This is a genomic window from Pantoea sp. Ap-967 (assembly GCF_011752565.1).
GTDB lineage: Bacteria > Pseudomonadota > Gammaproteobacteria > Pseudomonadales > Pseudomonadaceae > Aquipseudomonas.
Map to the genome: position 1 here is coordinate 1 of NZ_VWXK01000093.1, position 632 is coordinate 632.

Sequence of the window (632 nt, forward strand, 5' to 3'; positions counted from 1 at the left end):
CGTGGCGGGTCAGAACCAGCTTGATCTTCGACTTGCGCAGGGATTCCAGCAGGTCGAGGTTTTCCTCACCAGGAATGCCGAACACATACTCGACACCTTCGTTTTCCAGGCATTGCACAACGACATCGGCGGCCTTGGCCATCTTGCTTGTAACCTCAAGTGATCGGACAGTAGAAGTCCAGAAATGCGCAGCACGGTACGCTGGCATCGCTTGGTTCGGGGGCCAGGATTGCCCCGAACTAAAGTCTTGACGCAGCATAAGCGCGAACAAGTCACGTTAATTTGCGAGAAATATTGTCGCACCGTATCAACGGTGCAACTAGGAGGATACAGACAAAAGACAATTGGCTACTGCGCCAAAATGCCGCGCTGCGACGCATTGCTAGCGAGTAAGTGCAAGATGGCTCAAGGGGTCGAGCCAGATTTGAGACCGCTTCGCGAGCTACGCTCGCTCCTACCAGCCCCGCGCAAGCCCCCGTAGGAGCGAGCAAAGCTCGCGATGCGGTCGGCCAGGCGCCGCGTATCTCAAGAAATTAAACGCCAGAAAAGACAAAACCCCTACCTGCTCGCGCAGATAGGGGTTTTGCGAAATGAATCTTGACGATGACCTACTCTCACATGGGGAAACCCCA

1 protein-coding gene is annotated in these 632 nt (G+C 54.9%); it reads right to left on the minus strand.

Going from position 1 to position 632, the window contains the following annotated elements:
* A partial coding sequence (locus F3J45_RS30665; RefSeq protein WP_370526517.1) for a thiamine pyrophosphate-binding protein occupies positions 1-259 on the minus strand: 259 nt, incomplete at its 3' end.
* Positions 260-632 lie beyond the last annotated feature (373 nt).